The 13,858-nt window shown below is 35.0% G+C and carries 12 protein-coding genes; 8 read left to right on the forward strand and 4 right to left on the reverse strand.

What is annotated here, in order from left to right; all coding sequences use genetic code 11:
* The first annotated feature begins 68 nt into the window (after positions 1–68).
* Positions 69–2,174 (forward strand): M1 family metallopeptidase, encoded by a 2,106-nt coding sequence (locus tag R1T42_RS06175; RefSeq protein WP_317291712.1) that lies wholly within the window; start codon positions 69–71, stop codon positions 2,172–2,174.
* Here R1T42_RS06175 and R1T42_RS06180 read toward each other — a convergent pair.
* Positions 2,171–2,689, reverse strand: a complete 519-nt coding sequence (locus tag R1T42_RS06180) for a DUF7935 family protein (protein ID WP_317291713.1) — start codon at positions 2,687–2,689, stop codon at positions 2,171–2,173. The two genes, R1T42_RS06175 and R1T42_RS06180, sit on opposite strands and share 4 nt — an antisense overlap.
* A 253-nt stretch (positions 2,690–2,942) precedes the next feature.
* Between R1T42_RS06180 and R1T42_RS06185 the strand changes: the two genes are divergently transcribed.
* Complete coding sequence (locus tag R1T42_RS06185; RefSeq protein WP_152556448.1) at positions 2,943–3,290, forward strand: hypothetical protein; 348 nt, start codon at positions 2,943–2,945, stop codon at positions 3,288–3,290.
* A gap of 58 nt (positions 3,291–3,348) precedes the next feature.
* Here R1T42_RS06185 and R1T42_RS06190 read toward each other — a convergent pair whose 3' ends face one another.
* Positions 3,349–4,890, reverse strand: coding sequence for an FMN-binding glutamate synthase family protein (locus tag R1T42_RS06190; RefSeq protein ID WP_317291714.1), 1,542 nt, complete (start codon positions 4,888–4,890; stop codon positions 3,349–3,351).
* Positions 4,891–5,082: 192 nt separating this feature from the next.
* Here R1T42_RS06190 and R1T42_RS06195 point away from each other — a divergent pair, with 192 nt between their 5' ends.
* The 4 genes from R1T42_RS06195 (at position 5,083) to R1T42_RS06210 (ending at position 9,570) form a co-directional block, all read left to right on the forward strand.
* The gene (locus R1T42_RS06195; protein WP_036584717.1) at positions 5,083–7,410 is read left to right on the forward strand and encodes an ATP-dependent helicase; all 2,328 of its coding nucleotides are present in this window, start codon (positions 5,083–5,085) and stop codon (positions 7,408–7,410) included.
* Between the two features lie 81 nt (positions 7,411–7,491).
* Entirely contained in the window at positions 7,492–8,088 is a 597-nt protein-coding gene (locus R1T42_RS06200) for an LURP-one-related/scramblase family protein (protein WP_317291715.1), read from the forward strand.
* Positions 8,089–8,182: 94 nt separating this feature from the next.
* Complete coding sequence (locus R1T42_RS06205; protein WP_317291716.1) at positions 8,183–8,710, forward strand: methyltransferase domain-containing protein; 528 nt, start codon at positions 8,183–8,185, stop codon at positions 8,708–8,710.
* A 5-nt stretch (positions 8,711–8,715) separates the two neighbouring features.
* A complete protein-coding gene (locus R1T42_RS06210; RefSeq protein ID WP_317291717.1) occupies positions 8,716–9,570 on the forward strand; it encodes a glycosyltransferase in 855 nt (284 codons plus the stop codon).
* A 345-nt stretch (positions 9,571–9,915) separates the two neighbouring features.
* Here the strand turns inward: R1T42_RS06210 and R1T42_RS06215 are convergent, their stop codons facing one another.
* A complete protein-coding gene (locus tag R1T42_RS06215) occupies positions 9,916–10,407 on the reverse strand; it encodes a DUF6646 family protein (protein WP_042249518.1) in 492 nt (163 codons plus the stop codon).
* Positions 10,408–10,470: 63 nt separating this feature from the next.
* On the reverse strand, positions 10,471–12,156 hold the full coding sequence (gene pafA, locus R1T42_RS06220) for an alkaline phosphatase PafA (RefSeq protein WP_317291718.1): 1,686 nt from the start codon (positions 12,154–12,156) through the stop codon (positions 10,471–10,473).
* Positions 12,157–12,252: 96 nt separating this feature from the next.
* Between pafA and R1T42_RS06225 the strand changes: the two genes are divergently transcribed.
* Both R1T42_RS06225 and R1T42_RS06230 read left to right on the forward strand, forming a co-directional pair.
* Positions 12,253–12,993 (forward strand): MlaE family ABC transporter permease, encoded by a 741-nt coding sequence (locus R1T42_RS06225; protein WP_042249524.1) that lies wholly within the window; start codon positions 12,253–12,255, stop codon positions 12,991–12,993.
* Positions 12,990–13,754: an ABC transporter ATP-binding protein gene (locus tag R1T42_RS06230; protein ID WP_317291719.1), complete on the forward strand. Its 765-nt coding sequence runs from the start codon at positions 12,990–12,992 to the stop codon at positions 13,752–13,754. Before R1T42_RS06225 ends, R1T42_RS06230 begins: the two co-directional genes overlap by 4 nt.
* The last annotated feature ends 104 nt before the right edge of the window (positions 13,755–13,858 follow it).

Consider the following 13,858-nt stretch of genomic DNA (forward strand, 5'->3'; position numbering starts at 1 on the left):
CGTTCTTAACTAGAATTTATCAAATTGCGTCATAAAGCTTGGCGTGACTTTTGTATTTTGCTTTCCCTATGAAGACATTTATTTCCTGGTCTATAGCCAGCCTTTTTTCTATATTTTCTATTGCTCAAGACAGTCCGTCACAGACTGATATTGTTGATTTTAAAAATGCAGCAGTAGATATTTACGTTAATGAAAATTCAGAGATTATATCTGGTATGATAACTTATACGGTCGATATTCTTAAAGAAACTCCTTCCTTATTTGTAGATGCAAAAAACATCACGCGTTACGATGTTAAAGTAGATGGTGAGCCTGTAAATGCAGATTATAATGAGAAGCAAATTGTTGTGGAATCACGCTTTCGCGAAAGCGCAACACACGACATCTCAATAGAATTTTCAACACAACCTAATACGGCACTGTACCATATCGATAAGGACAATGACGGTAAATGGGATCAAATATGGACACAAGGTCAAGGGAAATATACAAGTAACTGGTTGCCTAGTATAGATGACATGAACGATAAAATGGTTTGGGATATCAGTATCACTGCGCCATCTCAATATCGAGCTATATCTAATGGTTTGCTGCTAGAAACTACTGAGGTTGATAAGAATAGAAAATGGCAGTTTAACATGGATATCCCTATGAGTAGTTACCTAGTAGCTATTGTAGTAGGTAACTATGAGGTAGAGGAAAAAATGAGTGCTTCACAAAAGCAAATGGAACTTTATTATTACCCAGAAGATTTACAAAAAGTAGAACCTACTTATAGGTATACTGTGGATATGTTTGATTTTCTAGAACAAGAAATAGGTATTGAATACCCGTGGAAAGTATATAAACAAATACCTGTTAAAGATTTTCTTTACTCTGGTATGGAAAACACCACAGCAACCATTTATAGCGATCAATTTGTCGTAGATGATATCGCATTTAATGATGGAAATTATGTTACTGTAAACGCTCATGAGATGGCACATCAATGGTTTGGTAATTTAGTTACTGAAACCAGCGGAAAGCATCACTGGCTTCAGGAAGGATTTGCTACCTACTACTCTATGCTCGCAGAACAAGAGATTTATGGAGAAGATCATTATTACATGACTTTATTTGAAAATGCAGAGTCGTTAATTGCTCAAACTAAAGCTGGAAGAGGAACCGCTTTACTAGACCCTAAAGCGAGTAGTCTGACCTTTTATCAACATGGTGCATGGGCATTACATGCACTAAGAGATGAAATAGGTGATGTAGATTTTAAATTAAGTGTGCGCACGTATTTAAAGCAATATGCTGGCAGAAATGTAACGACTGATGATTTTTTAAAAATCGTAAGTAATACGAGTGGTAAGGACATGAGTGAATTTAAAAACAGATGGCTTACTAACACTCAATTCCCTAGCGCTGAAGCGTTACAGTTATTGCGTAAGAGTAATTTTATGGAGCAGTTCTTTCAACTTGCCGCACGCAGTATTTCTAGTTTTGATGAATCTTTTAATTCTTATAAAGAAACCTTGAGGTCGCCCGTTAATGAATTGCTTGTTGAAGAAATGATAAGTCAATTAATACTACACAAAAAAAACGATCGAATCATTGAACTTTATAAAGAAGCCGCTGCAACCGGAAATGTTAAGGTTAGACAAGCCATAGCTTTAAGTTTACAAAATTATGATCCTGCACTAGATAAATTACTGAAAACAATGCTAAATGATGAGTCTTATTTAACTAGAGAAAGTGCTCTATTTTTATTATGGCAAGGTAACCCTAGGGACCGACCTAGTATTTTAAGAAATGCTAAAGAAAGTTGGAATAGTATGAGCCCTTCTCTAGAAATGGCATGGAATGCTCTTGCACTCAATTCTAGTGATTTTAAGAACAACGAGAAGTATGATTTTCTACAAGGTATTTCTAAATTTACTAGTCCAGAATATAGTCCACAGACACGTACAGCGGCATTTGACTACCTCATCAATCTAGACGCTATGGGAACGCAAAACTATCGCGACTTAATAGATGCTTGTTTTCATCACAGCTGGAGATTCTACAAAAATAGTCGTGATATTTTTGAAGCACTTTATAAAAAAGATGAATCTAGGGTTTTAATAGACAGGATACTGTCTACAATGCCTGATGATGAACAGAAAAGAATAAGGGATTTATTTAAGGTCTAGAAAAGGTCCTTTACCTCAGATCTTAAATAGCTTAAAGCAGCAGCACTAGGTGCACGCTTGTCCATTAATTCATTAACGATGGCTTGTCTTAGATCTTCGCCCGAGTTGATTTTGCTACTCATAGCGACCTGTCGTATTTGTTGAATGGTCGTGTTTTTTGCAGCTCGTATAATATTCCAACATTCTTCACTCACATAAATTTGTTGTGCAATGTTGTGCTCAAATTCTTGATCAATAGCAGCTATTAATGTTTGCTCATACTGTAATTTAGTCATCGATCCTGCAAGCGTGCGTACTACTAGATTATTGGGTTTAATACGTTCTAGAAATAAAGTCATGCGCTCATAAGAAGCCATTCTAGTAGGTAAGGTTTTACCTTGTGATTTCCTTACAGTAATAAAACGACGTCTACGTTCTTCATTCTTCATGAAAGAAGAGAGAAAATAATAAGCAATTACAGCTATAATAAAGGAAGGTAGTAATGATTGAAATAAGGATAATAGAGCGTCTTGCATGGTTTAATTTTAATAATAAAATAACGCTCAAAAATAAGAGGTTATTTTATTCTGTCCCTCATTTTTTATGATCAAATTCATCTCATCTAATCAAACCTTTATTTAATAGATTGAACTGTTGTTTTGATCAGTTAACCATTTTAATCACATTATTCCATGTTTAAATTTGAATCAAAATAACAATCAAATGAAAAAATTTATCTTTTTAGCTTTAATCTGTTTAGCAGTTTCATCATGTAATAACGATGATGATATGGATCCGAACACGTGTAACGTTCAAGGATTTACATTTTCCTATGGCAATGAATCAGGTTTTATTCCTGAATCAGATCTAACAACCGAATTAGACCCTAATGGTAGTCCAGCATTAATGGAGATCTATGGTTTTGTTGGGCCTGACACTGTAGTATTCACAGCTCCATATAATAGTGATGGCGGTGACATTATTATTAACGGCTTGCCTAGTGAAACAATTTCAGCATCATTAGATGTTAGTGGTACTAACGTCGGTGATTTAATAAGATATTCATTGACAGGCACTTATCAAGGACAACCTTTGACAGGAGAATTTTGCGTAGTAGTCGATCTAGTACGACCTTAAATTTTAATTAAAATAAATATTAATAGTAGAAGTTGCTCTTTTAAAAAGAGCAACTTCTTTATTTACCACCTAAATGCAAACAATCTTTTAAATCTTGCATACTTTTAAATGGTACCGGTGTTTTTTGATACTTATAAGTATACTCTAAAGTTTGAGTCATATTACTATCTCCAATACTTACATCAACGTCGCGCATATCAAACTGACATGGATGTTCATATCCAGCAGCATGCGTTATCTCGAGTAATTCTTTATTGAACTTCTTAAAATAGCTCGCTAGTCTTCCTGCTTTTTCAGGAACTACAATACCACGTTGCAACCATTTATTTTGCGTTGCAATACCTGTCGGACACGTATTATTATGACAGGCTTGCGCCTGTATACATCCTATAGAAATCATCGCTTCTCTAGCTACATTTATAACGTCTGCACCCATAGAAAAAGCCATAGCCGCCTTTGCAGGGAAACCTAATTTTCCAGATGCTATAAAGACTAGATCTTCAGTCATATGGCGTTTTTGAAAAACCTGATATAAATCCTTAAATCCATAAACCCATGGCAGAGAAACATGATCTGCAAAACTAGGTGGCGCAGCACCAGTACCACCTTCACCACCATCAACAGTGATAAAATCTGGTCCTTTACCGGTTGCTTTCATAATATCTGCCAGTTCTTCCCATTGTTCTAACTTACCTATAGCCGCTTTAATACCAGTAGGTAATCCGGTCTCTTGCGCAATTTGCTCCACAAAGTCAACTAGACCTTCTATTCCTTCAAAAGCACTATGTGTAGGTGGCGATAGTACATCTTCACCCATAGGTACATTACGTATCTCACTAATTTCTTTAGTGATTTTAGAACCTGGTAACACACCACCTTTTCCAGGTTTTGCACCTTGAGATAACTTCAATTCAATTGCTCTCACTTGAGGATGATCTTTAACAAGTTGCTTTAACATGTCCATAGAGAAATTACCATCTTTATCTCTCACGCCAAAGTAGCCTGTTCCAATATGAAAAACGACGTCTGCACCACGTTTGTGATATGGAGACAATCCACCTTCTCCAGTATTATGATAGGCATGGACTTGTTTTGCTCCATTATTCATCGCGTCAACAGCTTTTGCCGATAGACTACCATAACTCATCGCGCTAATATTAATTACACTAGCTGGACGGAAAGGTCTTTTTCTACCCTTTGCAGCGCCTATAACTTTAGCACAAGGTAAAAAAGTAGGTTCTTGATGTGAAATATGATTTTTTTCTACCTTATAAGGCATCATTGCATTATTGATGAAAATATATTGATGAGCATAAATATCTCTATCTGTACCAAATCCTTCGTAATTATTTTCATTTTTTGCACTGGCATAAATCCAACCACGCTCAATTCTATTAAAGGGTAGCTCTTCACGATTATTTGCAACAATATATTGTCGTAGTTCTGGACCTACACTTTCCAACCAGTAACGGAAGTGCCCTACTACAGGAAAATTTCTAAGAATGATATGCTTCTTATTAAATATATCATATAATGCTACTACAACAACAACTATTACTAACCACCAGTACCACGCCAGGTCCAGAATAAAATCAATCATCTAAAAAAATTTGAATCGTAAAAATACATAAATGAGATTAAGAATTACGCTTTCGCGAAAGCGAAATAACAAGATCATAATTGATAAAATCAGAGCTCTTGAAGTTGCAAAAAATCGTTTATAAAAAATATGAATATTGGATAAAAAAACGCCCTTCAACTCGTATCTTGTCTTCCCTAGAAAAAGAAAAAAGTGCAAGATTATATATCTCAATTAAATGACGCGCAACGTGAACCAGTGTTGCAAAAAGATGGTGCCATGATCGTTATAGCTGGTGCTGGATCTGGTAAGACTCGAGTACTAACTTTGCGTATTGCATATTTAATGCAACAAGGTGTAGATGCTTTTAATATTCTATCACTTACGTTTACTAACAAAGCTGCTCGCGAAATGAAAAAACGTATCGCAGACATCGTTGGTCAAAGTGAAGCAAAGAATTTATGGATGGGAACCTTCCACTCTGTTTTTGCAAGACTATTGCGTATGGAAGCAGATAAATTAGGCTATCCATCAAATTTCACTATTTATGATTCTCAAGACTCGCAAAGATTAGTGAGCGCTATCATAAAAGAAATGGGACTGGATAAAGACGTCTATAAATACAAGCAAATTGCTTCTCGTATCTCTTCCATGAAGAATAGCCTTATTACTGTGAGAGCTTATTTTAATGATGCTGACTTGCAAGAGGCAGATGCGATGGCGCGCAGACCACGTTTTGGAGATATTTATAAAGAATATGTAGAGCGTTGTTTCAAGGCAGGCGCAATGGATTTTGATGATTTATTGTTGAAAACAAATGAACTATTAAATCGCTTTCCAGAAGTTCTGGCAAAATATCAAAATCGTTTTCAATACATTCTCGTTGATGAGTATCAGGATACAAACCATTCACAATACCTCATCGTAAAAGCATTATCTGATAAGTTTCAAAATATATGTGTGGTAGGCGATGATGCTCAATCGATTTATGCTTTCCGTGGTGCGAATATTAATAATATTTTAAATTTCCAACGTGATTATGAAGGTGTTAAGGCATACCGACTAGAACAAAATTATCGATCTACAAAAAATATTGTAGAAGCGGCAAACTCTATCATAGATAAAAATAAAACGAAACTGGATAAAGTCGTATGGACAGCAAATAATGATGGTCCTAAAATCATTGTACATCGTTTGATGAGCGATGCAGAAGAAGGTCGATATGTAGCTGGTTCTATATTTGAGAACAAAATGCAAAAGCAACTGGGTAATGATCAGTTTGCTATTCTTTATAGGACTAATGCGCAATCTAGAGCGATGGAAGATGCCTTGCGTAAGAGAGATATCCCTTATAGAATTTATGGAGGATTGAGTTTTTACCAACGTAAAGAGGTTAAGGATGTATTAGCCTATTTAAGAGTTATCGTTAATCCTAAAGATGAAGAATCCTTAAAACGTATCATCAATTATCCAGCGCGTGGTATAGGTGCGACTACTATGGATAAATTGATTGTTGCAGCAAAGCATTATGATCGCAGTATTTTTGAAGTTATAGAACATATCGATCGCATTGATATAGGTATTGCTAGCAGTACAAAAACAAAACTTAAAAACTTTGTCATGATGATTAAGAGCTTTCAGGCTCTTGAAGAAACACAATCTGTTTTTGAACTTACAGAATATGTGATAAAGAAAAGTGCATTAATTAATGAGCTTAAAAAAGATGGTAGTCAGGAAGGTATCTCTAAAGTTGAGAATATTGAAGAGCTACTAAATGGAATGCGAGACTTTGTTGAAGGTCAGAAAGAAGTTGATGAAGCTAGAGGTTCTCTTGCAGAGTTTCTAGAAGATGTCGCTCTAGCAACTGATTTAGATAATGAAAAAGACACCGATGATCGCGTTTCTTTAATGACTATTCACCTTGCCAAAGGATTAGAGTTTCCATACGTATATATCGTAGGAATGGAAGAAGATCTTTTCCCTAGTGGAATGAGTATGAATACTCGCGAGGAATTAGAAGAGGAACGACGCCTATTTTATGTAGCACTTACTAGAGCAGAGCATCAAGCATATCTTACTTATACCTTAAGTAGATATCGATGGGGAAAACTAGTCGATGCAGAACCTAGCCGTTTTATTACTGAAATCGATGACCAGTATCTAGAGTACACAACTCCTATGGATGATTATAGGTACAAAAGCGCCTTAACCGATCATTTATGGGATGAACCAGACAAATCTAAATTAAGACAGCGTAAACCAGTATCTGGTAAGCCACCTAGTGTTAGTAGACCTAGTGAAGATCAGATTAGAAAACTGCGCAAGATAAGACCTAGTTCATCTAGTAATAATAGTGCTCCATCAGGTTTTGAAGGAAGCTTAGAGCCAGGAATGATCGTCTCACATGGACGCTTCGGCCGAGGAACCGTTGTAAATATAGAAGGTGCTGGTGGTGAGAAAAAAGCAGAAATTAACTTTCAAGTCGGTGGAATTAAAAAACTATTATTACGATTTGCAAAATTGGAGGTTATTGACGAATAAACAATCTACAAGCATCAACACGATTAGGTGTTTAAATTAGCGCTTAATATTTAACTAAACGACCAATTAAACCAACCCATAATGAATAACCTAGACTACCCTATCAAATTTAGCTTCAAGGTAACCACGCTTTCAAATGATTTTACAGCGCGCAATGCCCAAGGACAAACCATAGCCTATGTAAAGCAAAAAATGTTCAAACTAAAAGAAGCTGTAAACGTTTATAGTGATGAGAGTAAAACAAGAGTTTTATTTACTATCGCTGCAAATAAATGGTTGGATTGGAGTGCCGCTTACAGCATGATGGATGCAAACAATAAGGAGATAGGTAAAATCGCACGCAAAGGATGGCGTAGCATGTGGAAAGCTGAATATAATATCATCGATCAAAACCAGCAACCACAGTATAACGTTAAGGAACAAAGTGCTTTTACTCGTTTTCTAGATAATTTATTAGGTGAGATTCCTATTCTAGGTTTTTTTACTGGATACCTTTTTAATCCGACCTATAACGTAACTAATAGCAAAGGTGAAGTTGTAGTAAAGCTAAAAAAAATGCCTTCGTTTTTAGGTAAGGAATTTGAACTTACTAATCATGCAGATATAGATGAAGATGACAAAGAAAGAGTGATGTTAGGCCTTATGATGATGATTCTGTTAGAACGTCGTCGTGGTTAAGTGCATACTCAGTTGATTTTTTTAAAACGCATCAATAGATAATTTAGCAATTGATGCGTTACTTTTGAATTTGATTTTATCTTAATTATTATTAGTGTACGAACATAATTTCCCTCATAAACGATTTAATATCACGTTAGAATTTCTAGAAAAGCATATTTCAAAAGACCAATCTATTTTGGATTTAGGAGTTGAAAATCCGTTTTCTAAGATAATGAAAGACGCTGGTTATGATGTACAGAATACCAGTGGTACTGACCTAGATGATGATGTGAGTGAAATAGAGAATTTTAATGGTAATGTCGTTACAGCTTTTGAAATATTTGAACATCTAGTAAGTCCTTACACCTCATTAAAAGCCATTTCAGGCAATAAAGTCGTAATAAGCGTTCCATTAAAACTATGGTTCACCAGTGCTTATCGTAATAAAAATGATATTAGAGATCAACATTATCACGAGTTTGAACCTTGGCAACTGGACTATGTACTAGAAAAAGCAGGATGGAAAGTAATCGATAGTATAAGGTTTACTAACCCAGTAAAGAAACTAGGTATTAGACCATTACTACGATATTTCACAAATCGTTATTATCTCGTTTATTGTGAAAAAATATCATCATAAACATAATGAAAATTGCTGTCATCATTCCTACTTATAATGAAGAACGTTTTATAGCCAAAACGCTCGACAGCTTACTATCCCAAACTTTCAAAATTTCCAAAATTTTCATTGTCAACGATAATTCTACCGATGGCACGTTACAAATAGCACAATCTTATCAAAATCAGCACGAATCAATAAGTGTTATTACTCATCAATCGAGCGATCAAAATATTCCTGGCTCTAAAGTCATTAATGCCTTTAATGTTGGTCTTTCAAATATCAAAATAACAGATTTTGATATTATTTGTAAATATGATGCCGATCTTATTTTCCCTGTTAATTATATAGAATTACTAGTGTCACGCTTCCGCGAAAGCGATACAAATGGTATGGTTGCAGGTCATTGCTCAATAGAAAACAATGCTGAATGGGAACTTGAAAAAGGAACGAATAAGGATCATATTCGTGGTGCATTGAAAGCATATCGCACCACCTGTTTTCAACAAATAGGTGGACTCAAATCGTCTATAGGATGGGATACCATTGATGAAATGCTAGCTCGTTATTATGGATGGAAAGTAGTGACTATTCCAAATTTACTTGTAAAACATCTTAAGCCTACTGGTGCCTCCTATAATTCAAAGGCAAAATACCTTCAAGGTGAGGCTTTCTACAAGATGCGTTATGGCTGGTGGTTAACTTTTATTACAGCTGCAAAAATGGCTTGGAATAAAAAGAAAATAAGACTTGTTTTAGACTATTTAAAAGGTTACAGATTAGCACAAAAAAATAACCTTGAACCGCTGGTGACAGAAGATCAAGGTCATTTTATAAGGTCATACCGGTGGAACGGTATTAAGTCTAAAATAGGCTTTTAAAGGCATTGTTCATTTTTGCCATTGCCGCAAAAACGAACCAAAAAAGTCTAGGCTGTGGGAAACCTGTCTAAAAATTTTAATATAATCGCTAAAGAAAAACTAAGACTTGAGCAACCTAAATTATTCAAGTTTAAAAAAGAGTTTTCTAACAACAATCAAAAGATTTCACTTTTCTTTTTCACGCTCCTTATATTTTCATTTTTCACGACAAACTTCCCAATGCCTTCTTCAAAAGTATCATTAAGTATAAAGCCAAAAAAAGAACCTTGAACCTCTGGTGACAGATGATCAAGGTCGTTTTATAAGGTCATACCGTTGGAACGGTATTAAATCTAAAATAGGTTTCTAGAAGTTGAAAGACATTCCGAAACTAATGGTAAACTGATTATACAAATCCTCTGCAGGAGTTAGATCCTCTGTTTTATAAGATGCAAATGGCACTGCAGCCTCTGTGTATAATCCAAAACCATCAGTAAAGAAATAACGAGCACCTAAGTGACCACCAAAATTCTTTGTACTAAATCCTAATCCTGGATAGATATCTAAATTAGGATCTACATTAATCACGTTACCTATGTTTGCATTAAAACGTAAACGTAGCATCGCTCTTTCATCAAAATCTACACTGATGTCATCATCTATACCTAAGGCGTATGCAGCCGTTAGACCAAAAGAGATGTTCTCTCCTACTCCATAATCATAGGTCGCTTGTACACCAGTTGATCCAGATTGAAAATCAGCACCTACTTGAAATTTTTGATCTCCTTTACCTGTATAAACTTGTGCTGTTGCAGCAGTGGTTGCTATAAGAGCAAGGATAAGTAATATTTTTTTCATTTGTTATTGTTTAATTATCAAAGCACAAATATAATTATTATGCTATTCTATTATTCACCAAAGTTACTTTAATACAGGTAATATAGGATTTCCAGTCGCTCCATTAGGAAAACTAATTCCTAATAGGCTAGAAATAGTAGGCGCTATATCAATAATATGAGTGCGTTGCGCACTAGTACCATTATTAATTCCTGCACCATAGAACAATAACGGTACATGCGTATCATAGCTTTGTGAACTACCATGAGTACTACCTGTTCTAGAATAACTTATTACTCCAGGCTCAAGAACATAAACAACATCACCACTACGTTTATGGTGAAAACCATTTTGAATTAGAGCTCCTACTCCATTAGTAAAATTTGAATTAGTAAGTGCCTCACGGGTAAAAACTTTATCAATAGACTTATAATTAGTTAATAAAGAACTTAAAAATCGTTGTACATCTTCAGATTTTAATTGAGCCATTTCAAGTTGCTCATAATCTAAGAAGACTTGACTATTAGAGATATTTTTTATGATCTTCTCATTACTATATTTAATCTTTAACTGTGCTTTTAAGAATTGCTCTAATGCATCATTTTCAAAGTACCCAGCAGCAATGCCTTGTGATTGTAAATATGCTGGATTATTAACCGCACCATGATCTGCGGTTAAGAAAACAGTGTAATTATCATTCCCAACTTGATGGTCTAAAGCGTTTAAAAGACGCTCTAATTCTAGATCTAATCTTAAATAAGTATCCTCTAACTCTACTGCATTTACACCATATTGGTGTCCTACATAATCTGTACTAGAAAAACTTATGGCTAGAAAATCAGGAATAGCATCCATTCCCATTTGCTCATTTTTTAAAGCCGCTATTGCAAAATCTGCTACTAGACTATTTCCATAAGGTGTTGCCTTTAATAAACTATAGCCTCCATTTTCATCTTGTAATGCAGGTAAATCATAAGGAAATGTTGCCGTTTCTTTTCCACGAGGTGCTTTCTCAAAATCATTTAAATCAGTACCACTAGCAGTATAGGTGGATAATGGGTAAAGTGTATTCCATTCTCTCATATAGGGTTGTGATGGATTACTAGCATTGTAATCTTTTACCCATTGCGGTAATTCATTGATATAAAAGGTAGATGAAATAAATGTTCCTTCATCACCACCACGATACCAATAAGCCGCATCAGCAGCATGACCTGCAGGCAATATAGCACCGCGATCTTTTATAGAAATACCTATTACTTTAGAACGACCTTGTGTATGTAGTTCTAATTCATCTGTAACAGTTGTTGTCAATAATCGTCTAGGCGACATTTTACCTTCTGCATTTGTGGTCCCTACAGGTTCCACAGTATCATCACTAGCATTATAAATTGATCTATTCTCAAATTTATCAAACCAGTTATTACCTATAATACCATTGTTCATAGGTGATGTGCCGGTATAAATGGAGGCATGACCTGGAGCAGTATAAGTAGGTACAAAATTATAATGGTTATTAGTAAGGTTAAAACCATCATTCATTAATCTTTTAAAACCTCCTTCACCATATCTGTTGTAAAAACGCGTGAGATAATCATAACGCATTTGATCAACTACTATACCTACGACTAACTTAGGTTTGGTTGTGTCGTTAGTATAACGTTCTTGATTAATTGATGTCTTTACGGTAGTGGTTTCTTGCTTTCGCGAAAGCGTACCACAACTGACCAATAGCGTCATAAATAGTAAAGCTGTCCAAAAAGTTTTCATGTCATAGATTTTGTGCAAAAATAAGGATAATGAAAAGCAGAAAGTTTAAGATTGCATTAAATCGCTTCATGGATTTTTTATCTACTTTTACCATTCATGAGATTTCTAAGACACATAGGTAAATATATGTTGATGTTAATTGGTGTTTTCAAAAGACCTACTAAAACATCTGTATTGAGAGAACTGGTACTTAAGGAGATAGACGACTTAATCATCGGCTCCATAGGTATAACGGCTTTTATATCCCTTTTTATGGGAGCCGTAGTGGCACTGCAAACTGCCTTAAACCTAGACAACCCTTTGATTCCTAAAAGTTTAATTGGTTTTGCGACTAGACAGTCCATAATTTTAGAGTTTGCACCTACATTTATATCAGTTATTATGGCTGGTAAAGTAGGCTCTTATATTACCTCGAGTATAGGTACTATGAGAGTTACAGAGCAAATTGATGCTCTTGAAGTAATGGGTATTAATCCTCTTAATTATTTAATTTATCCAAAGATTATAGCGCTATTATTCTATCCATTTTTAATTGCTATCATCATGTTTGTTGGGATATTTGGTGGATTTCTAGCCAGTGTTTATGGAAATCTGGTAAGCTTAGAAGATTTTGTTGTTGGTTTACAAGATACTTTTATCCCATGGCACATTGCATATGCATTTATTAAAACAATGGTTTTTGGTATACTGTTAGCGACTATACCTAGTTACCATGGTTACTATATGGAAGGTGGCGCATTAGAAGTTGGTAAAGCCTCTACGACATCTTTTGTATGGACATGTGTTGCCATTATTGTAGCTAACTATATTCTTACTCAAATACTTCTGACCACATGATAGAAATTAAAAACTTATATAAAGGATTTAATGGAGAAGCGGTCCTGAAAGGTATTAATGCTACATTTGAGCAAGGAAAAACAAATATGATCATAGGCGCCAGTGGATCTGGTAAGTCTGTATTTTTAAAAAATATGCTTGGCTTATTTGAGCCTGATGATGGTGAGATTATCTATTCTGGTGAATCTTTATTGGATATGGATATTGACCGCAAGAGTGAATTACGTAAGGAAATGGGAATGTTATTTCAACACAGTGCTCTCTTTGACTCTATGACCGTTGAAGAAAACATCATGTTTCCACTTAGAATGTTTTCTAGAATGAAACTTGCTGAGCGTAGAGAGCGAGCAAACGAAATTCTGGAACGTGTTAACCTAGTCAATCTGAATAAAAAAATGCCTAGTGAGATCTCTGGTGGACAACAAAAACGTGTTGCCCTAGGTAGAGCTATTGCAAATAATCCACAGTATTTATTTTGTGATGAGCCCAATAGTGGATTAGACCCTAAAACAGCTACCGTAATCGATCAATTGATTCAAGAAATAACACACGAGCGTAATATTACCACCGTGATTATATCACACGATATGAATTCTGTGATGGAAATAGGTGAAACCATTGTTTTTCTTAAAGACGGATTGATCGCCTGGGAAGGAAGCAATAAAGAAATCTTTAAGACCGATAATGAAGCGGTAACCGACTTCGTTTATAGCTCAGACTTATTTAAGAAAGTAAGAATTGCGCAGAATGAAGGTTTTTAAGCGTTCAAATATTCGTTAATAATTATATAACATTATTATTTCAATACGGCTATTTTCATATTTTTAAGAAACTTAAAAGTATAATATGGTCAGTAACAACATAA

It is taken from the genome of Nonlabens ulvanivorans (assembly GCF_032922765.1).
Lineage (GTDB): Bacteria > Bacteroidota > Bacteroidia > Flavobacteriales > Flavobacteriaceae > Nonlabens > Nonlabens ulvanivorans.

Excerpts from the sequence above, each read along its gene's own strand:
- R1T42_RS06175 (WP_317291712.1), top strand. The coding sequence starts at position 69 with ATGAAGACATTTATTTCCTGGTCTATAGCCAGCCTTTTTTCTATATTT.
- R1T42_RS06180 (WP_317291713.1), bottom strand. The coding sequence starts at position 2,689 with ATGCAAGACGCTCTATTATCCTTATTTCAATCATTACTACCTTCCTTT.
- R1T42_RS06185 (WP_152556448.1), top strand. The coding sequence starts at position 2,943 with ATGGATCCGAACACGTGTAACGTTCAAGGATTTACATTTTCCTATGGC.
- R1T42_RS06190 (WP_317291714.1), bottom strand. The coding sequence starts at position 4,890 with ATGATTGATTTTATTCTGGACCTGGCGTGGTACTGGTGGTTAGTAATA.
- R1T42_RS06200 (WP_317291715.1), top strand. The coding sequence starts at position 7,492 with ATGAATAACCTAGACTACCCTATCAAATTTAGCTTCAAGGTAACCACG.
- R1T42_RS06210 (WP_317291717.1), top strand. The coding sequence starts at position 8,716 with ATGAAAATTGCTGTCATCATTCCTACTTATAATGAAGAACGTTTTATA.
- R1T42_RS06215 (WP_042249518.1), bottom strand. The coding sequence starts at position 10,407 with ATGAAAAAAATATTACTTATCCTTGCTCTTATAGCAACCACTGCTGCA.
- pafA (WP_317291718.1), bottom strand. The coding sequence starts at position 12,156 with ATGAAAACTTTTTGGACAGCTTTACTATTTATGACGCTATTGGTCAGT.
- R1T42_RS06225 (WP_042249524.1), top strand. The coding sequence starts at position 12,253 with ATGAGATTTCTAAGACACATAGGTAAATATATGTTGATGTTAATTGGT.
- R1T42_RS06230 (WP_317291719.1), top strand. The coding sequence starts at position 12,990 with ATGATAGAAATTAAAAACTTATATAAAGGATTTAATGGAGAAGCGGTC.